General features: G+C 42.7%; 17 protein-coding genes. 8 read left to right on the top strand and 9 right to left on the bottom strand.

Annotation, left to right across the window (positions count from 1 at the left end; all coding sequences use genetic code 11):
- Nucleotides 1-75 precede the first annotated feature (75 nt).
- The 3 genes from pxpB to FIU87_RS20245 are packed head-to-tail and all read left to right on the top strand — an operon-like array spanning nt 76 to nt 2,519.
- A complete protein-coding gene (gene pxpB, locus FIU87_RS20255) occupies nt 76-816 on the top strand; it encodes a 5-oxoprolinase subunit PxpB (RefSeq protein ID WP_152446258.1) in 741 nt (246 codons plus the stop codon).
- Entirely contained in the window at nt 809-1,582 is a 774-nt protein-coding gene (pxpA, locus tag FIU87_RS20250; RefSeq protein ID WP_152446257.1) for a LamB/YcsF family protein, read from the top strand. Before pxpB ends, pxpA begins: the two co-directional genes overlap by 8 nt.
- Entirely contained in the window at nt 1,575-2,519 is a 945-nt protein-coding gene (locus tag FIU87_RS20245) for a 5-oxoprolinase subunit C family protein (RefSeq protein ID WP_152446256.1), read from the top strand. Before pxpA ends, FIU87_RS20245 begins: the two co-directional genes overlap by 8 nt.
- 240 nt (nt 2,520-2,759) lie before the next feature.
- Here the strand turns inward: FIU87_RS20245 and FIU87_RS20240 are convergent, their stop codons facing one another.
- The 3 genes from FIU87_RS20240 to FIU87_RS20230 all read right to left on the bottom strand — a co-directional run bounded on the left by FIU87_RS20240 (nt 2,760) and on the right by FIU87_RS20230 (nt 6,325).
- Nucleotides 2,760-4,760: a TRAP transporter permease gene (locus tag FIU87_RS20240; RefSeq protein ID WP_152446255.1), complete on the bottom strand. Its 2,001-nt coding sequence runs from the start codon at nt 4,758-4,760 to the stop codon at nt 2,760-2,762.
- Nucleotides 4,753-5,280: a DUF1850 domain-containing protein gene (locus tag FIU87_RS20235; RefSeq protein ID WP_152446254.1), complete on the bottom strand. Its 528-nt coding sequence runs from the start codon at nt 5,278-5,280 to the stop codon at nt 4,753-4,755. Before FIU87_RS20235 ends, FIU87_RS20240 begins: the two co-directional genes overlap by 8 nt.
- A gap of 82 nt (nt 5,281-5,362) precedes the next feature.
- Complete coding sequence (locus tag FIU87_RS20230; protein ID WP_152446253.1) at nt 5,363-6,325, bottom strand: TAXI family TRAP transporter solute-binding subunit; 963 nt, start codon at nt 6,323-6,325, stop codon at nt 5,363-5,365.
- A 164-nt stretch (nt 6,326-6,489) separates the two neighbouring features.
- Here FIU87_RS20230 and FIU87_RS20225 point away from each other — a divergent pair, with 164 nt between their 5' ends.
- Nucleotides 6,490-7,425: a D-2-hydroxyacid dehydrogenase gene (locus tag FIU87_RS20225; RefSeq protein WP_152446252.1), complete on the top strand. Its 936-nt coding sequence runs from the start codon at nt 6,490-6,492 to the stop codon at nt 7,423-7,425.
- A gap of 240 nt (nt 7,426-7,665) precedes the next feature.
- On the opposite strand, the gene FIU87_RS20220 is transcribed toward FIU87_RS20225, so the two are convergent.
- Together FIU87_RS20220 and FIU87_RS20215 are read right to left on the bottom strand one after the other, a co-directional pair.
- Nucleotides 7,666-9,132: a PH domain-containing protein gene (locus FIU87_RS20220; protein WP_152446251.1), complete on the bottom strand. Its 1,467-nt coding sequence runs from the start codon at nt 9,130-9,132 to the stop codon at nt 7,666-7,668.
- A complete protein-coding gene (locus FIU87_RS20215; RefSeq protein WP_152446250.1) occupies nt 9,119-9,646 on the bottom strand; it encodes a PH domain-containing protein in 528 nt (175 codons plus the stop codon). Before FIU87_RS20215 ends, FIU87_RS20220 begins: the two co-directional genes overlap by 14 nt.
- Nucleotides 9,647-9,820: 174 nt before the next feature.
- Here FIU87_RS20215 and FIU87_RS20210 point away from each other — a divergent pair, with 174 nt between their 5' ends.
- The 4 genes from FIU87_RS20210 (at nt 9,821) to FIU87_RS20195 (ending at nt 14,771) form a co-directional block, all read left to right on the top strand.
- The gene (locus FIU87_RS20210) at nt 9,821-10,891 is read left to right on the top strand and encodes a Fe(3+) ABC transporter substrate-binding protein (RefSeq protein ID WP_152446249.1); all 1,071 of its coding nucleotides are present in this window, start codon (nt 9,821-9,823) and stop codon (nt 10,889-10,891) included.
- A 227-nt stretch (nt 10,892-11,118) separates the two neighbouring features.
- Nucleotides 11,119-12,759 carry an ABC transporter permease gene (locus FIU87_RS20205; RefSeq protein ID WP_253905475.1) on the top strand — a complete coding sequence of 547 codons (1,641 nt, stop codon included), beginning with the start codon at nt 11,119-11,121 and terminating at the stop codon, nt 12,757-12,759.
- Nucleotides 12,759-13,436: an ABC transporter ATP-binding protein gene (locus FIU87_RS20200; RefSeq protein ID WP_152446248.1), complete on the top strand. Its 678-nt coding sequence runs from the start codon at nt 12,759-12,761 to the stop codon at nt 13,434-13,436. The genes FIU87_RS20205 and FIU87_RS20200 overlap by 1 nt, the downstream gene beginning before the upstream one ends.
- Before the next feature lie 168 nt (nt 13,437-13,604).
- Nucleotides 13,605-14,771 (top strand): IS256 family transposase, encoded by a 1,167-nt coding sequence (locus FIU87_RS20195; protein WP_152445258.1) that lies wholly within the window; start codon nt 13,605-13,607, stop codon nt 14,769-14,771.
- A 494-nt stretch (nt 14,772-15,265) separates the two neighbouring features.
- Here FIU87_RS20195 and FIU87_RS20190 read toward each other — a convergent pair whose 3' ends face one another.
- From FIU87_RS20190 to FIU87_RS20175, 4 genes are all read right to left on the bottom strand, one after another.
- Nucleotides 15,266-16,273, bottom strand: coding sequence for a FecCD family ABC transporter permease (locus tag FIU87_RS20190; RefSeq protein ID WP_152446247.1), 1,008 nt, complete (start codon nt 16,271-16,273; stop codon nt 15,266-15,268).
- The gene (locus tag FIU87_RS20185) at nt 16,270-17,283 is read right to left on the bottom strand and encodes a FecCD family ABC transporter permease (protein ID WP_152446246.1); all 1,014 of its coding nucleotides are present in this window, start codon (nt 17,281-17,283) and stop codon (nt 16,270-16,272) included. Before FIU87_RS20185 ends, FIU87_RS20190 begins: the two co-directional genes overlap by 4 nt.
- A gap of 72 nt (nt 17,284-17,355) precedes the next feature.
- Complete coding sequence (locus FIU87_RS20180; RefSeq protein WP_152446245.1) at nt 17,356-18,291, bottom strand: iron-hydroxamate ABC transporter substrate-binding protein; 936 nt, start codon at nt 18,289-18,291, stop codon at nt 17,356-17,358.
- The gene (locus FIU87_RS20175; protein WP_152446244.1) at nt 18,242-19,087 is read right to left on the bottom strand and encodes an ABC transporter ATP-binding protein; all 846 of its coding nucleotides are present in this window, start codon (nt 19,085-19,087) and stop codon (nt 18,242-18,244) included. The genes FIU87_RS20180 and FIU87_RS20175 overlap by 50 nt, the downstream gene beginning before the upstream one ends.
- Nucleotides 19,088-19,487 lie beyond the last annotated feature (400 nt).

Here is a 19,487-nt window from a genome sequence, read left to right as displayed (position 1 = left end):
GCACTACTCGTCATGACACTAATCAACAAAACTATAGATTAATTATCTAAGGTGAAAAGAGAGGGGGAAAGTGGCTTGAACATTTCGTTTTTCCCACTAGGAGACACGGGCATTCAACTGTCATTTGGGGATGAAATAAAAAAAGAAACGAACACACAAATCAGAAGGTTTGCGGAATATTTACGGAAACATCCGATAAAAGGCGTCATGGAGTGGGTACCTGCCTACACCACCTTAACGATTTTTTACCAACCTGACGCCATATTGTATCAACAATTGCATGAACGATTACTTGAAGTAAAAGAAAATATACAAGATGAACCAGAAACGCATGCTGCAAAAGTGTATGAAATTCCGACCTTGTATGGTGGAGAAGAAGGGTCGGATTTAGGAGAAGTCGCTCGCTACCATGGCTTAACGGAAGAAGAGGTTATCTCCATCCATTCGGAAAAAGAATACTACATTTACATGATGGGCTTTGTACCAGGATTTCCGTATCTTGGCGGCATGGATAAACAGCTTGCTACACCAAGACGGGAAAATCCACGACCGAACATTCCAGCAGGCTCGGTTGGGATTGCTGGGGAACAGACGGGCGTTTATTCGCTTGAAACCCCAGGAGGCTGGCAGATTATCGGACAAACACCAATCAAGCTCTATGACCCAACAGAAGAGGAGCCGATTCTACTAAAAGCAGGCCATTATTTGCAATTTGTTTCGATAGATAAAGAGGAATTCCAAGCCATTAAAGAACAAATCAAAAATGGCAGCTACTCCGTGAAAACAAGAGAAAAGGGAGCGGATGAGGATGAGTAGGGTTGATTTAAATAGTGACTTAGGGGAAAGCTTTGGGGCTTATACAATCGGAAATGACCAAGCAGTACTTCAGTACATTTCCTCCGCCAATATCGCTTGTGGGTACCATGCAGGAGACCATAACGTTTTGATGGATACTGTAAAAAAGGCAACAAAGCTTGGAGTCTCTATCGGCGCACATCCAGGATTCCCGGATCTCGCTGGCTTTGGACGCAGAAATGTCCACATGCATCCAAATGAAATTTTTAATATGGTTGTGTATCAAATTGGTGCAATTCAAGCGGCGGCCACTGTTAACGGCACAAGGGTGCATCACGTGAAGCCGCATGGTGCGCTTTACAACATGGCCTCAAAAAATCAGGAAATCGCCATCGCTATCGCAAAAGCGGTTTATGCGATTGACTCATCCCTCGTTCTTTTTGGCCTGGCAGGAAGTGAGCTCGTAAAAGCAGGAGAACAAGTAGGCCTAAAGGTAGCACAGGAGGTTTTTGCCGATCGAACCTATCAGCCTGACGGAACGCTGACACCAAGAACAGAACCTCATGCCATGATACATGATGCGGATGTGGCGGTAAAACGGGTGATCCGAATGCTGCATGAAGGCAAAGTAACGGCTGTAAATGGGGAGGATATTTCCATTCAAGCAGATACTATTTGTGTGCATGGCGACGAATCAGAGGCATTGGCGTTTGTTAAAAGTTTAAGAGAGTCGCTGCTTGCTGAGAACATTGCCATCGAGCCTTTTGGAGTGTTGCATCATGAGTAGCGCTGTATTTAAAGTCACAAAGCCAGGCCTCCTAACTACCTTTCAGGATAAAGGCAGAACAGGCTTTCAGGAATACGGCGTGGTGGTGTCAGGCGCGATGGATGATTTTTCTCTGCAAATCGGCAATCTGCTTGTGGGGAATCCTGCAGGAGAAGCGGGCATCGAGGTAACCTTGATGGGACCAGAGCTAAAGGCGCTTGAAGATGTCGTCATTGCCATTTGTGGCGGGAACCTGTCTCCAAAAGTCAACGGACAGCCTGCTCCGATGTGGAAAAGCTTTAAAGTGAAAAAAGGCGAAATTGTGGAGTTTGGAAAACCAATTTCAGGTGCCCGTGCCTATCTTTGCTTGGCAGGAGGCTTTTCGATTCCAGAAGCCATGGGAAGCAAATCAACCTTTTTAAAGGGAAGCCTCGGTGGTCTAGAGGGAAGAGCGTTTCAACGGGAAGATATTTTGTACGGGACCTCAGCAAACGGCAGTAGAACAGGGCGATCCCTGCACCCAGACGAAATTCCTACCTACCAAAAGGAAATGGAAATCAGGGTTTGTTTGGGCCCACATCTTGCTGCGTTTACAGATGCTGCAGTGGAGACCTTTCTGACATCCACCTATCAAATTACCCCACAGTCTGACAGAATGGGCTACCGCTTAAAAGGTCCAACGCTTGAACACGTGACTTCTGCTGATATCATCTCAGAAGCCATTCCGCTTGGCGGGATTCAAGTACCTGCTGATGGTAACCCGATTATTTTAATGGCAGACAGGCAAACAACCGGTGGATATACGAGAATAGCAACCGTCATTTCCACTGATATTTCCTTGCTTGCCCAGGCTCCCCCAGGGACAAATTTCCGTTTTCGAGAAATCTCTGTGGAAGAAGCGCAGGAACAGTATAAAAAAAGAGCGAAATTGTTTAGCGTGTTGGAAAAAGTCACGTAAAAAAAGCCAAATCACTGGAAGGTAACCTACCTAGTGATTTGGCTTTTTCTAGGCTCTTTTCTTAAAGATTGTTGCTATCAACAAGGAAAAAGTCGGCTTTAAGACTTTTTCCAATCTTTAAGTGAACAAAAATTATCTCATATTTAAATATTCTTCCCCGAAAAGAGCACGACAGTAACGTTAATTACGTAGCTCTAAATTATACGCAGAAGCAGCAAAATTTGCGAAAACACTCTTTTCTTATGCTTCTTTTACAACGGAACCTTTTCCAGAATCTTTACGCTTCCAGAAAATCTGTAAAGCGAGCATGATTCCAAATGCTACAAATCCATAGATGTCAGTATTCGACTCAGGATAGATGAGTAAAAGTCCAACTGCAACAGACAGAATACGCTCAATCCAATGAAGCTTTCGATACCAGAAGCCGATGAGGCCGGCACCGATGGAAATCATCCCAACGATAGAAGTGACAAGTATCCAGCTCACCTGCGGGATAGTCGTATCAATCATCAGTAGTTGTGGCTGGAACACAAACATATACGGAATGATGAATGCCGCAATCGCAAGCTTAGAGGCATTGATTCCCGTTCTGATTGGTTCACCTTTAGAAATCCCTGTTGCTGCAAAGGCTGCTAGTGCAACAGGTGGGGTGATATCTGCCACAATTCCGAAGTAGAACACAAACATATGTGCAGCAAGCACCGGAATGGCTACCTCAAGCTGATCATTCAGCGCTAAGATCGCTGGCAGGGCAATGGTTGATGTAATAATGTAATTTGCTGTTGTTGGTGAACCCATCCCAAGGATGATCGAAGCAATCATCGTAAAGAACAGCGTTAAAAGCAATAACAGAGTAGGAGTAGAAGTAATAGAAGCAGCCATACTTACCAAGCTGTTTCCAAGCTTTAGTCCAAGACCTGTTTTCGTTACAACCCCAACAATGATACCAGCACATGCAGTCGCTGCTGCAACGCCTAGCGCTGTTCGTGCACCAGAAGTAAGTGCCAACATAAATTTCGAAGGTGTAATTCTTGTATCTTTTCTAAATAAGCTCACAATAATCGCACTTAAAATACCTAGTAAGGCGGTTCTTTCAATACTAAATCCGTTAAACAATAAGAAGACAATAACTAATATAGGTAGTAATAAATGAATTTTCTTCAATACGACCATTTTGCTTGGAATTTCTTCTTTTGGAAGTCCATGTAAGCCTTGCTTTTTCGCTTCCAGATGCGTCATGATCCATATTCCTGAAAAATAAAGAATAGCAGGAATGGTCGCGGCTTTCGCGATTTCCCAATAAGGTACTCCCGCAAATTCAATCATTAAGAAGGCGGCGGCACCCATAATTGGTGGCATAATTTGTCCACCGGTAGAGGAAGCGGCCTCAACGGCACCAGCAAAGTTACGGTGATAACCGAGTCGTTTCATTAATGGAATCGTATAAGAACCAGTTGTTACCGTATTCGCAACCGAGCTTCCGGAAATCGTTCCTTGCAGGGCACTGGAGAAAATCGCGACCTTTGCTGGCCCACCAGTACGTCTTCCGGCAAGCGAGATTGCAAGATCATTAAAATAGTTCCCTACCCCGGTCTGAACGAGGAATGCACCAAATAATAAGAACAAGAAAATATAGGTAGATGATACCTGTAACGGTGTTCCTAGAATCCCATCTGTGGTAAAGAACATCGTTTGAATTAATTGTGTAAGGCTTAACCCTCTGTGAATGAGCATGCCTGGCATATACGGGCCAAATAATGCATAAATCATAAACACCACAGCGATGATGGTGATAGGTAGTCCAATCGCACGTCTCGTTGCTTCAATAACTAAAAGAATCGCCAAGCCTCCGATAATGGTTTGCGCCATATCAATGCTACCGATTTGTTGGACGAGCGTTTCATAAAAGACTGGCCAATAACCACAAACAACAATGGTTAATCCGACTAGAATGTAATCATACCAAGCTATCTTTGTTTTATCAGAGCCTTTTCTTGCTGGAAATAGCAAGAAGATAAGTGTAAGGGCAAAGCCTAAGTGAACGGTTCTTTGCAAATATGCAGTGAGTTGCCCGAAAATTCCTGTGTAGAGCTGGAACAAAGAAAAAGCAATCAACAACAAGAAAATCACTTTTGCAGCATATCCAGATAGCTTACGAGTTTGCGCTTCTGGGTCGTATTTTTCCAAGAGCTTTTCTTGTTCTTCCGCTGTCATCTCTACTTTATCTTTCATGTCACTCATCTATTTTCATTCCTTTCATACACTGCCACAGTGTTAATTTTTCTACTCTTACATTATACCAATCTCCTGGGGGAAAGTATGTGTTAAACCATACCATCTTTTCGCCGTTCTCCCCCCAGAGGAGGCGGTTTTTCGAAACGGTTTTCCCGTTTCGTATATTCATAGAGGGGAAGACATTGTTTAAGTTTTTTATATGATATTTACCATCTTCATATACAAACTCTTCTCCATCTTGTGCATTGGATGGCATGCCGATCCCGAATTCCTCGTAAACAATTTCGGTTTGGACAATTTGGTGGTCATCTCTCACCTGATACTTTTCCACCACATCCGTTAAGTGAATGGAATGTCTGAAGATGATTTGAAATGTTTCCTGTTCTTTTATGGGGAGATAGGCTTGAATGTTTTCTGTATTTCGTTGATAGAAAACAAGTGCGGTTCGAAATGGGATAAAAAATAGCCCCACTACAAGTAAAACTGTAATAGAGGATAAAATAATAGCACGCTTCAATTTGTTCATAAAAAACCACCTACTAAAATCAAAAAGAAGGACCGACAGCACCAGAAAATAGAGTGTCGGTCAATCCGTTGTACGTATCGAATTAGTCTAGTAGACCTTCTTCTTTAAAGTATTTCTTAGCACCTGGGTGGAAATCAATTCCGATTCCATCCGTTGCTGTTTCAAGTGTGATGAATTCACCCTTTGCATGGGAAATTGCATCCGTATTTTCATAGATTGCTTTTGTGATTTTATAAACTAGGTCCTCAGAAAGGTCCTTGGAAACAGCCAACATCGCAAGAACTGCTACCGTATTTACTTCATTTTCCATGTTATACGTACCAGCTTTAATAGTGTCAGCTGCATAGTATGGATATTTCTCTACAAGCTCGTCTACTTTTTCCTTTGAAATTGGAACGATGCTTACAGGATTTGTAGCAGATAATCCATCCACCGCACCAGTTGGTGTACCAGAAGTGATGAATGCTGCATCGATGTTTCCATCCTGGATTCCACCAGTAGATTCACCGAAATCAAGGTTTTGCGCATCAATGTCGTCCATTGTCATACCATGAACCTCTAGGATTTGCTCAGCATTGATGTAAGTACCAGAACCAGGTGCACCTACAGAAACCTTCTTACCTTTTAAATCTTCTACACTAGTAATTCCAGAATCAGCAAGCGTAACGATTTGAACCGTTTCAGGGTAAAGAGACCCAATTGCCAATACGTTGTCTACTGCTTTCCCTTCAAATGCGTTTGTTCCTTCAACTGCATTTGCCATAACATCCGTTTGAACGAATGCCAGCTCTGCTTCTCCATTAGAAAGCGCAACTACGTTATCAGCTGATGCGTTAGAAGAAACCGCGTCCGTTTGAATACCTGTTTCATCTGTAATAATCTTTGCCATTGCTCCACCAAGTGGATAGTATGTACCACTCGTTCCACCCGTTAGCATGCTCATTAACTTTGGATCATCGCCGTTACCTTCTCCGCCGCCACATGCAGCAAGAAAAAGAGATAGAACTAGAGTCATAGAGATAATTAGAAAACTCTTCTTTTTCATCGTACTCCCCCTAATTTTAAATTTACATCTCTTATTTTACAATTATTACACCATTTTTTCAAATGAAAACGCATTCGCACCTGTGGTAGTTGCCTGATGTAATGCGATTGTGTACTATTACACATAGTTGAAGAACCTTAAACAGATGGAGGCAAAATGCTGGTATGAAGCTGGAAAACATTCTATTTACTGGGAAAATATATAAAGAATTATCGCAGCTTGTTCCATTAAAATTGCAAGGAAAACAGCTGCGTTTTCTCTCTGAGAACAACGTAACAGAAAAGGACCTTGATTGGGCAGATGCTTTTGTCGCCTTCCAACCAACTCGCCAATTCCATTTTCGTCATGTAAAGTGGGTGCACGCTTTAGGAGCGGGTGTGGATCGGTACCTCGAGTTGCCTGCCTGGCCAGCTGACGTGCTCCTAACCAGAACAATTACCTCTTTTGGGCAAAAAATCGGAGAGTACGTGCTAAGTTACATGCTGCAAAACCTTCAGCATCATCAGCGGTATGCAGACCTACAGCAGCAAAAGGAATGGAAGGTGGTTCCTCCAGTCTCACTGGCAGAAAAGCGTGTAATTATCTATGGTACAGGAGAAATCGGGCAGGAGGTCGCGCGAATGCTTTCCTATTTCGGCGTTTGTGTGTATGGCGTTTCTCTAAGTGGGGGTGCTAAGCCTCATTTTAAACAAAACAGGACTCTCTCAGATGTCGATGACGCGCTTCTCCATGAGGTCGATTATGTGATCAACACGTTACCTTTAACGAAAGAAACCTCCCATTTTTATAATGAAGCTTTTTTTGCAAAGTTAAATGGAGCTGTTTTTATTAATGTTGGCAGGGGAAAATCGGTTGCAACAGAGTCATTGTTGCGTGCATTAGACAATGAGAATGTTGCCAGAGCAGTATTGGATGTGTTTGACGAAGAGCCACTTGCTTCAAGCAGTGCGCTATGGACTCATCCGAACATTACGATTACCCCGCATATTTCCGCTATCACGACACCAGAAGAAGCGGTAACGTGCTTTTTAGATACCTTAGAGAAAATTGAGGCAGGGGAGCCGTTAACGAATAGGGTAGATGTGAAGAAGGGGTACTAAGAGTGGAGGCTTGGGTTGGAAGGAAGTAGATGGGTGTCGATTTTTGTCGAATGGCCTTTATATGGACTCAAATGGACAAAAAAATAAAAAAGTCGCTTAAATAATTTGAAAGCGGATTAATTATTTAAAAGTTGGCTTAATTATCTCGAAAGTGGACAAATTATGAAATTGAGGACAGAGATCTCAGTACCAAAGTCCCCCAAAAAAGGCGCAGCCCACACCGGACTACGCCTACTCTATTTAAGAAGCCCTCTTTCTCTTCACACGCTCTTTTCTTTTTTCCTGAAACCAGGTAAAAAAAGCACTTGCTTCCTCACGCGAAACTCCAGCAAGGCTATTTAACTCACTAGGGTTTGCTCGGTTGTGGAAGGTTAAAGTAGCAATCCCAAATTTACGCTGCAGCCAAGAGTGCTCCACCGACACCTCTTGAATTTTACTAGAGTGGGTGACAAAGGTGGTCGTACTCCAGCCGCCTTTTCGTATTTGGACGGTATTCTCCAGCCGTCGGTAGCTAGTAAACACATAATCAAGTATCCTTGTCACCACTGCAAGCACAAACATGATACCTGCTGCCCAGAGCCATTCTGGTTTGAAAATGAATAAACCGACCGCCGCGATTATCGTTATATAGTAAGGAACAAGCAGCTTGTACCAAAGTACTTTCAATGGAAATCGATCCATCTGTTGCTCCAATGTATAACTAGGAAGGAGGGTGCCAATAAGTTTAAAAGCTTCCTCTTTTGGCATAAAAGGATAGAGTGAGCTCGTTTCCTTTTCTTCTGCTGTCATGGCTCCCACACTAACGAGTTTAATAGATACAAGGCCGAGCATTCTTTTTAAAATGGGTTCTTCCAGCACAATAGCCTGCACCTTGTGCTTGGGAATCACAAAATTAGTGGTACTCCCGATTCCTTTTTTAACATAAATTTTTTCCTTATCATCACTGATTTCAAAGTTTCCATATTTGATGGAGGTTTTCACATAGCCTATTTTAATTGAGATGGATAAGGCGATGAAAAAAAGTACAATGAGCATCCACCAGTGAATTAACAAGTAATCCAAAGCGCTTTCTGCCGTATCCTCGAGGCTAAAATAATCAGCTACATTCGTATAAATGGTAAGCAAGATAGGGAAGATTGCCAGAAAGCTTAGAGACGTAAAAGAAGCTTTGAAGATATCTTTTTTGGTAGAACGGAAATGAACTCGTCTTCCTTCCGGTAGAGGGGAGGTAGTTGCTTCACCTTCACCGTGTGCAGCTTCCTTCTCTTTTTCCAAATAGGACAGAATTCGTTGCTTTTCTACGACGGTAAGAACAGGGAAGACCACTTCTCCATCCTCTAACACAGTTCCAGTTTCAAGCGTTAAGGAGGTTAGTCCAAACCATTTATGTAGAAAGGTTGTTTTTGTGTGATGATTTTGAATGCGCTCAAATGAGATGGTGCGCTGTTTCTTCACAAACACGCCTTCTTTTAACACAATCGCATGCTCCTTGATTTCATAGCGGTGAGAAAACCACTTTAGAACATGAAAAACAAAGGTGCAAACCAACGCAATGATAAAAATATACCTTCCCCAAATCACCCAAGTAGATGTGGAGTTAATCTTTATTACAAAAAGAAAGAGAAGCCCAGCAATCGAATTTTTTATTGTGCTAAAAGAAGCGATGGCAATCCAGGCTGGATGAAACCGCTTATTACTCTGATTCATCTGTTACTTCTCCTTCCGCAACATCATCCTCTGTTACCTTGGCAAATGTTGCAATACGCGCTTTTAAATCTAGTGCAAGATCTTTCGGGATGGCCGGAATGGTGTGACTTGAGGTGGTCGTCCCAATCACGATGTTGTATAAATGAAACTTGCGTAATAAAGGTCCTTGCTCTGTTTTAACAACCTCTACTTTTTCCATTGGAATAATGGTGTGGCTTTCATTCCATTTCCCTTCCTTAAGCTGGATGAACTCCTCATCCACCTCATATCGCCATGTTCGTTGCAGAAAAGTCGGCTCAATGAAGATCGAGTAAATCGCAGAAACGGTAAAAAGGCCAATGAATATATAAAGGACAATAGGTACCCAGCTGTACCACCCGAACGCATGACTGCAGTATAGCAAGACAGCTAAAATAATGAGTGCTACAGTGTGACCAATGGTGTTGGACATTCTCCAAACGTTTACAGCATGGCTTGAAATTTTTTTGGTAGGTTCTTTTATGGTTAAGTACATGTTTATCACTCTCCTATTCAGTAGTACGGAAATGGAAAGGAATAGGTTTCGTGTGTTTCATGGAATTTTCATTGTTTTTTTGAAAAAGTATTGACTTGATAATGATTATCATTACAATAGTAGTAGTGAGAGTGATTATCATTTTTGTTTAATTTTACATAGGGAGTGTCAGAAATGAAGAAATTAACTATCTTAATAGCTTTAATGCTGACTTTCGCGTTAGCGTTAACAGGCTGTGTAAGCAGTACGAATAACAATGGTTCTTCTGATAATAATGGAGAAGAGAAGGCTACAGACGTAGTGAACGTATATACAAGCCGTCACTATGAGGCAGATCAAGAGCTTTACAAAAAGTTTGAAGAAGAAACTGGAATCAAAGTGAATGTCGTGGAAGGAAAAGGCGACGAGCTAATGGAGCGCCTAAGCATTGAAGGCGATGCAACAGAAGCAGATGTGTTCATCACAGCTGATGCTGGTAACCTTCACCAAGCAAAAGAAAGTGAGCTATTACAAGCAATTGAAAGTGACGTTCTTGCAGAAAACGTCCCAGAAAAACTGCGTGATGTTGACAACCAATGGTTTGGTCTAACTAAGCGCGCACGTGTTATCGTATATGACAAAGAGCGTGTAAAACCTGAGGAGCTATCCACTTACGAAGCTTTAGCAGAGCCAGAGTGGAAGGATCGTGTGGTTATCCGTACTTCTGAAAACATGTACAATATGTCTTTACTAGCATCTTTCGTTGACATCATGGGCAGAGACAAAGCGAAAGAATGGGCACAAGGAATCACAGACAACATGGCACGTGATCCTGAAGGCGGCGACCGCGACCAAGCGAAAGCAGTTGTAGCTGGTGAAGCAGACGTAGCAATCATGAACACATACTACATTGGTGTGATGCTAAAAGGTACAGATGAAGAAGAAAAGAAAGTAGCAGAAAAATTAGGGGTATTCTTCCCTAACCAAGAAACAACGGGTACACACATTAACATCAGTGGTGCTGGTGTGACAAAACATGCGAAAAACAAAGAAAATGCCATCAAATTCATTGAATTCCTAAGTGGTGAGGATGCACAAGGTAAATTTGCAGAGGCAAACTCCGAGTACCCTGTAAACCCTAATGTAGAAGCATCTGAGCTATTAAAATCTTGGGGCGAATTCAAAGAGCAAGATATCAACCTATCTAAACTAGGTGAAAACCAACAAGAAGCAATTAAAATCTTTAACGAGGTTGGTTGGAAATAAGAAAAGCAGAACGGTGAATGAAGCTGGATATCGGCAATTCGACTAGTTTCAAACAACTTTGCAACCCGTTCCCTGAAGTCTAATCGCTTATATTATTGAACAACTTTTGAACCGAAGCACACCAAACTAGTGCTTCGGTTCTATTAATTTGTCAGTCGATATTCCATTTGAGAATGATTTTCGTTATAATTTAGAGTGAGGCTTTTTTCGAAAAGGATGTGTCATCTGTGAACCGGTTTCATTGGTCAAGAGTGCACCATAAAGGATGGGCTCTTGCTAGCATAATTTTTATAACGATTATTCTCATTCCAAATATATTGATTGCTGTTGAATTTTTTACAGAAGGAAATGACAACTGGCTACATATTAAAGAGTATTTGCTCAGGGATTACCTGCAGAATTCGGTTGTCATCATTGTCTTTACAGCGTTAGCTACGATGTTCATCGGCACAAGTTTAGCATGGCTAATTACTATTTATGATTTTCCGCTCAGGAATTTCCTGAAGTGGGCACTCATACTGCCGCTTGCGATTCCTCCGTATATTGCAGCTTACACCTTTCATGGCATTTTGAATTACACCGGTGTGATCCAAACAACGTTGCGTAATTCCTTTGACATGCAAATAAATCAAGCTTATTTCAATATCATGAGCATTCAAGGTGCGATATTTATTTTTACCGTAACTCTATTTCCGTATGTGTATGCCATCACAAGGAGTTATTTTCAAAGCCTGTCAGCCTCTGTATTAGAGAATGCGAGATTACTAGGTGGCAGTGATGTGGATACCTTTTTCCGAGTGGCATTGCCAATTTCGCGCGCAGCTATTATCGGCAGCGTGACCCTTGTTATTTTGGAAGTGCTAAACGATTATGGGGTAACTAGTTATTACGGCATCCAAACGGTGAGTACCGCCATTTTCAGAACGTGGTATGGCATGATGGATCTAGATTCCGCGTTAAAGCTAGCCGGAACGCTAATGATGATCGTGATGGCTGTGTTGGTGCTCGAGCGCTTGCTTAGAGGCAGAAAGAAATTTTACGACCCGTCCTCTAAAATCAGGCCTATCAAGCCGAAAAAGTTAACCGGGACAAAAGCATGGGGAGTATTTGCCTATTGCTTTGGGGTGTTTACGGTTGCGTTTATCATTCCGCTCTTGCAGCTTTTGCGCTGGGCATTTATGACCTATGAAAAAGTGTTTAATGCCCAATTTATCACGCTAGCGAAAAATTCGATTTTAGTGGCTACAGTAGCTTCTTGTCTAATTATTTTTATCGCGTTGGTTATTTCAAATTACACGCGCTTACAACCGGGAGTGCTGACAAAAGTCATCTCCAGAGTAACAACACTGGGCTATTCAATCCCAGGAGCGGCAATCGCCATTGCGGTTATCACGATATTTATTTCGTTAGATCAAAGCATTGTGACCTTTTTGGCGCAGTTTAACCTAAAGCCAGAGTTTGTGTTGCGAACGACTTTAGTGATGCTCATCTTCGCCTACGTAATCAGGTTTTTGGCGATCGGCTTTAACAATATTGAAGCTGGCTTTGAAAAAGTGGGGAACCGCTATTCTGAAACGTCGCGTATGCTTGGTGCATCTACGTTGAGAACCTTCTTCATGGTCGACCTCCCGATGCTCCGTGGCGCCATCGTGAGTGCATTCATCCTTGTTTTTGTGGATATTCTAAAAGAATTACCACTAACGTTATTTCTACAGCCATTTAACTTTTCAACCTTGGCGACACAGGCATTCAAGTTTGCAAACGACGAACGCGTGCAAGAAGCATCGATTGCGTCTCTCATGATCATTTTCATTAGTGCGCTTTGTATTTTTATTTTCCACCGCGTACTGGATAAGGAGGCAACATAATGTTTATACAAATTAGAGATTTGCAATTCCAATATAAAAATACGAAAGCGAAGACGCTGGATAATGTAAATGTGGAGATTAATCGCGGCGAGATCGTGTCGATTCTCGGGAAAAGCGGAAGCGGAAAGAGCACGCTGCTGCGAATTATCGCTGGTCTGGAATCTTCGACTACTGGGAGCATGAAGGTGGACGGGAACGTCATGTTTGACCCTCGCACTTTTGTTGTGCCGGAGAAGCGTGGAATCGGTGTGGTGTTTCAGGATTACGCACTGTTCCCACACATGACGGTTTCGCAAAATATTAAATACGGCCTAAGGAAAATGAGCCGAAAAGACAAGCAAGAGCGCATGGAGGAAATGCTTCGGCTGATTAACATGGCGGATTATGCGCACCGTTATCCATATGAACTAAGTGGCGGTCAGCAGCAACGAGTGGCGTTGGCACGTGCGTTAGCGCCCGCACCTTCCTTGCTGCTGTTAGATGAGCCTTTTAGTAACCTGGATGCTCATTTACAAGAAAAAATCCGCGATGAATTGAAGGAAATCTTAAAGAAAACCGGGATTACCTCGATTTTTGTAACCCATGACTTTGCAGACGCGAAGGCGATTGCCGATAGAATCCTTTACATTGAAGAAGGGCATCTGGTAAACAGGGCTTGTGATCTTGTGATGAGCTAACTTTTTGGGTAGCACGGTGAATTTTGGCCGCCGTTTTGAGTGATTGCTATGCCCTTGGGAGGGAATTGCTGATTAAGTCCATATAATTGTGTAAAAAGAAAGAGTCATTTTATTCCTTCTTGTCAACACTGTTTTCAACGACGATAAACAATGAGAAGAGGAATAAGAATGACTCAATTACAGTTTAACCTAGATATCGACCTTTTAAAAGATGCAGTAATGAATTCTAATATGGAAGCAGTAGTTAGATCTGCGATTGTACTGGTGCTAAATGAATACATGGAAAAAGAAAGAGATGAATACTTACAAGCTGCTGCTTATGAACGCTCAATAGAGCGTTTGGATTATCGTAATGGCTATTATGAACGTGAATTTACGATGAGTATTGGGAAACTAAAGCTCAAAGTACCACGCACTCGAAATGGTGATTTTTCACCTTCCGTTTTCGAAAAATATGCCCGATGTGACCAAGCCTTCGTTCTCTCCATGGTAGAAATGGTCATTAATGGTGTATCCACTCGTAAGGTGACGCATATTGTGGAACAGCTTTGCGGAGAAAATGTTTCCAAATCGTTTGTGTCTTCTCTTACTCAAAAGCTAGATCCTATCGTTAATGACTGGGCCAAGAGGCCTCTTAATGACACCTACTATCCTTTTGTCTTTGTAGACGCTATGTATACCAAGGTGCGGGAGCACCATCGTGTTGTCTCCAAAGCTATCTATATTGCGACAGCTCTGACGGATAAAAACCAACGTGAAATTCTTGGTCTTCAGGTTGATCATGTCGAAAACTATGAAAGCTGGTCTCGTTTTTTCCAACAGCTTAAATCACGAGGGCTTCAATCACCTAAACTAGTTGTTTCTGACGCTCATCAAGGTCTACAAAAAGCTATTCAACGGGAATTTATTGGTACTAGCTGGCAAAGATGTAACGTACACTTCAAACGAAACATTTTTGAGAAACTCCCTAAGAAAGATTCCTTAGAAATCAGAACAATGATTAAACGTATTTTTGAAGCTGTAACGATTGAAGATATGAGAAACTTCAAAGAGGAACTCATGAGCCAATTTGCGGAGAACACGAGATATGAAAAAGCCTTAAAAGTTCTTGATGAAGGTTTTGAAGATACCATTCAATATATGGAACACCCACAAAACATCCGCCCTCATATTAGGAGTACGAATTGTTTAGAAAGGTTAAACCAGGAGGTTCGTAGAAGAGAAAGAGTAATACGGATTTTCCCTAACACTCAGTCAGCTTTTCGTTTAGTGGGGGCTGTCTTACTACACTATCAACAAACTGTTTACGCAAAGAGAAAGTCCTTTAGTAAATAGTTACTATTGTTTGCGTGGAACTTCCATCATGGATTGTTTCATAGCCAGAATGAGCTGTCAAAGTGAAGAACCTTTGACAGCCCACCCTGGCTATGAAGAGATAATACCATGGAAGTTTCGCTCAAAAAATATGAGGGCAATAAACTATAAACTTTTAACAGTTGAAAACACTTGTAAGGAATTTTACACAATATTAAGGACTTGACTGAATTGCTTTGCTTTTCGGGGTTATTGCGACACTTTCCGGGGTTATTGCAACACTTTTCGGAGTTATTGCAACACTTTCCGAGGTTATTGCAACACTTCATGGAGTTATTGCAACACTTTCGGAGTTTATTGCATCACTTTTCGGGATTATTGCATCACATTCCGAATTTATTGCATCACCTCTAAATACCAGTTTTGAAAACCAAATTCCTTTACAAAAAAAGCCTGATTCCCACACACCGCCCTCAAAGCGTGTGTGCGGGGTAATCAGGCTTTTTCCAATCCAATTAAACTTTCCGCAACAACAAATACATAAAGTATGGTGCGCCAATCAATGCCACCATTACCCCAGCTGGAATTCCTGTCTCAAGCAGGTTCCTCCCGACCGTATCTGCAAACAACAACAACCAACCACCAATCAGCACCGCAACTGGAATGAACAGCTGATTCCGCGGTCCAACCAACGATTTCGCAATATGCGGAGCCATCAAGCCGACAAAGGCAATGCCGCCTGTCACCGAAACAGCAGAGGCTGCCAACGCCACCGCAGTCAGCATCAGTACTACACGTTCCCTCTCCACGGACACACCAACGCCAACCGCAACCGGCTCACCAAGGCCCAGTAAATTAAGGCGATTCGCTTTATAAAGCGTGAATGGTACAAGCACGACAAGCCAAGGCAACAGCGCCAACACAAACGGCCAATCCGTCCCCCAAATGTTCCCCGCCAGCCATTGCGCGATAAAGTCGACCTTCACGCGCTCAGCAGAGGAAATCAAAATAATCATCAGCCCCGATAAGGCCATCGAAAAACCAACTCCGACTAGCACCAAACGAACTGGCTGTAAACCAGTAGCCCGTTGATAAGAGGACAAATAAATGCAGATAGCAGTCAACAAAGCCCCAACAAACGCCACCAAAGGAAGCATATACACAAAGTTCCCAGCATTAATGGGTACATACAAAAAGAAAACAGCGACCGCAACACCGGCTCCTGAATTAATCCCGATGATTCCTGGATCAGCAAGGTCATTCCGAGTAATTCCCTGTAAAATAGCCCCTGATAACGCTAAGGCCATTCCAGCAAGCAAGGTTACCGCAATTCGCGGTAAACGGATGGAAAACAGCACAAATTCCTCTTTAAATTCACCTTGACCAAAAATAGTAGGGAGGAGGCGATCATAAGCAAGAGAAGCGGGACCTAGGCCCATGCCAATCACCACGGTTGCCACAATTAACAATAATAAAGCAAGAATCGTCATTCGTTGTTTTTTCATAATGGAAGGATGGATCATGAGAATGCTTTCCCTCCTTTACGCACAATCACTAGGAAGAATGGCAGGCCGGCAATCGCAACAATCGCAGCCACCGGTGTTTCAAATGGTGCATTAATCGTGCGGCCCAACGTGTCAGCGAACATCATAAATGTCCCGCCAACAAGGGCAGACATAGGCAAGATAAAGCGGTAATCGGTACCCACGATAGCACGTACCACGTGAGGAATCATTAGCCCGATAAATGCCATATTACCAACCAAGGCTACCGAAGCTCCTGTCAAAAGAATAATAACCACAAACAGGGTTACTTTGACAGCAAGGATCTTTTGCCCAAGACCAACGGCAACCTCCTCGCTCAGGCTAAGAATGGTGAGCTGCCTGGAAAGGTATAGCGCAATTAGTATTCCAACAGTTACAAGCGGAATGATTAGCTGCAATTGCCCCCAAGTCGTCCCGATAATCCCACCTGCTGTCCACATCGATACATCCCGTGAAAGCTTAAAGGTAAGCGCCACACCTTCTGCGATTGCAAAAAGAAAGGCAGAAACCGCAGCTCCAGCAAGAACAATCCGCAAAGGAGAAAAGCCACCTTTTCTCATGGCGCCAAGACCAAACACCATCACCGCTCCAATGGCAGCGCCGATAAAACAAGCAATCATGATACCGTAATAATTCACGGAAGGTAAGAAGGCAAGTGTAATTGCAAGGGCCGCATTCGCGCCAGCTGTTAAGCCGAGTAAGCCTGGGTCTGCAAGCGGATTTCGCGTCATGCCCTGCATGATGGCACCTGCAACTGATAATCCTGCGCCAACAAAAATCGCCGCTACCTCACGAGGCAGTCTGATTTCACGAAGGATGAGGATTTTGTCACTGCTCGTGGAATAAGAGGTGAGTGCTAGCCAAACATCTCGTACAGTAGTATCCGCCGCACCAAATATCATCGCTGCAAAAAACATCCCTGCAAAAACAAGAATGGCTGCAAGCAGTTTATAGATAAATGGCATTCTTTTCTCATTTAGTATTTTCATCGTATCCATCTCTTTTTTATAAAATAATAGGGACCTACTGCCATAACAGAAGGTCCCTTTCTAACAGAAAAATTAGTTTCCTAAAAAGCTATCTTTAAAGAATTCAAGCTGGAAGTCAAGGGAAATTGGATCATTGAAATAGAACTCTTTCGCATCTGCTTCAAACACCTGGCCATTTTTCACAGCAGGAATGTTTTTGTACGTATCGGTTTCTTGGAAGGATGTATCTCCATCAGAGTTCTTACTGAATACCATGTAGTCGCCGGCAAACTCAGGCAGAACTTCAAAGGAAAGCTGATAGTACCCTTCTTCTAGGGCCATTTCCTTCACCTTTTCTGGCATGTTCAATTTCATTTCTTGATAAAGGATTTCCGTTCCACGACCCCAGTTGTCTCCAAAAACATATAGTTCTTTATCGAAGTTTTCGATAACAGATACCGTTGCATCTTCACCGATTTCGGCACGGATTTCTTCTCCTGCTTCTTTCGCTCGTGTTTTGAAGTCATCCACCCAGTTTTGCGCTTCTTTTTCTTTGTTTAGTAGTTTTCCAACTTCAACATGCTGCGTTAAGTAATCCACTTTTCCATACGTATAAGCAACAGTAGGAGCAATTTCCCCAAGCTTATCAAGGTTGTTTGTATTTGATGCCGCGATAATTAAATCTGGATCAAGTTCAATAATTTTTTCTAAATCCTGGTCAGATATTTCCTCTGCGTCTTTAATATATTCTTGATAACGAGGATTTGCTTTCGCCCAAGAATCTACACCAACAATATTCGTATCAAGCGCCATCACGTTACCGGCTACGAATGAGTTAAGCACCACCACACGCTGTGGGTTTGCTGGAACTTCAATTGGACCAGTTTCTGCTTCATAGGTAATTGTTTCAGAGGAGGAACCTTCTCCTTCTTTTGAGTCATTGTTATTGCCTGCATTATTAGAAGTATTTCCGCACGCACTAACTACCAGTAAGAGCAGGAATACGAATGGTATCATTAATTTTTTCATCGTTGTTTTCTCCTTTAAGTAGATGATAGGTCAAGCACATTGGTTTATGTGTTCTCGGGTCACGCCCGATAACAGCGTCAATCTGAAAAACTTGTCTGAGGACTTCTGGGGTAATGACTTCCTCACAGTTTCCGGCCTTCATGATGTTGCCATCTTTTAGCGCAATCAAGTAGTCCGCAAAGCGAGCAGCCTGGTTCAAGTCATGAAGCACCATGATGATGGTACGCTCTTGCTCCCTGTTCAGCTTTTGTAACAGCTCCAATACCTCAAGCTGGTGGGCCATATCTAGGTAAGTGGTTGGCTCATCAAGGAAAATAATCTCGGTTTCTTGGGCAAGGGCCATCGCAATCCAAACGCGCTGCCTTTGTCCGCCGGAAAGGGCGTCAACAGAACGATACTTGAATTCGGTGGTACCTGTTACCTCTAAAGCCCAATCAATGACCTCATAATCCTTTTTCGTCAAACGTCCAAAGCCCTTTTGATATGGAAAACGACCATAGGAAACAAGCTCACCAACCGTTAATCCGCTTACACTTTCAGGTGTTTGCGGGAGAATGGCAATCTTTTTCGCGAGTGACTTCGTGTTTTCTTTTGCAATCTCCTGACCATCGAGCACAATGCTTCCAGATTGATGCGCGATAATTCGCGTGATTGCTTTAAGTAGGGTGGACTTCCCGCATCCATTGGAACCTATAATGGTGGTAATTTGTTTGTCAGGGATTTCGACTGTGAGATCGTTGATGATGGAGCGTTCACCATAGCCGATGCATAGGTCTTTCGTATGTAGGCGAACCATAATGTTACCCCCCAGTTCAGCATAAGTTTACATTAAATGATAATGATTATCAGTTTCGTTACATCTATTACTATAAGACTACTGAGAATCATTGTCAATGACAAATTGGTGGAAAAAAATAGCCCTCTACCATGTTAGGGTAGGGGGATGGAAATATGGGAAGAGCGAGGGTGGACATGCAAGCTAAGGAACTGTGGGAGAATCGGCGTGGAGAATTTTAAAGAATATTGTCGAGTGGCTGATAATTGGTGAGTTTTGGCTGATAAACAGGTCATTTCGGCTGATAAACGCTCAATCCGGCTGATAAACGTTCATTTCGGCTGATAAATCCACAAACCGACCATTCCCCCTCTAGCTGACAAAGCTTCCGCAACCCAAGCCAACAAAAAAAACCACCCCA

This window comes from Bacillus sp. THAF10, assembly GCF_009363695.1.
GTDB lineage: Bacteria > Bacillota > Bacilli > Bacillales > Bacillaceae_I > Sutcliffiella_A.
This window is presented reverse-complemented; position numbering and strand designations above follow the sequence as displayed.